Genomic DNA, 427 nt, shown 5'->3' on the forward strand with positions numbered 1-427 from the left:
TAGTGCCGAACTGATCGAGGCCGGCAAACGGGCGCTGGACCGCTACGGCTACGGCATGGCCTCGGTGCGCTTCATCTGCGGCACGCAGGAAGAGCACAAGCAGCTGGAGGCGCGCATCTCGTCGTTTCTTCAAATGGAAGACACGATCCTCTATTCCTCCTGTTTCGATGCCAATGGCGGCCTGTTCGAGACGTTGCTGGGCGAGGAGGACGCGATCATTTCCGATGCGCTCAACCATGCCTCGATCATCGATGGCGTGCGGCTCTCCAAGGCCAAACGTTTCCGCTATGCCAATAATGACATGGGCGCGCTGGAGGAGGAACTGAAGAAGGCGGAAGGCGCGCGCTTCAAGCTGATCGCCACTGACGGCGTGTTTTCGATGGACGGCATCATCGCCAATCTGCAGGGCGTCTGCGATCTCGCCGAC

Annotated in this window: 1 pseudogene; it reads left to right on the forward strand. The window is 60.0% G+C overall.

From position 1 onward, the window contains the following. Positions 1–427, forward strand: a pseudogene (locus ASD32_RS30640) (aminotransferase class I/II-fold pyridoxal phosphate-dependent enzyme); the annotation flags it as partial.

The sequence above is a fragment of the Rhizobium sp. Root483D2 genome (genome assembly GCF_001426685.1).
Taxonomy (GTDB): Bacteria; Pseudomonadota; Alphaproteobacteria; order Rhizobiales; family Rhizobiaceae; genus Pararhizobium; species Pararhizobium qamdonense.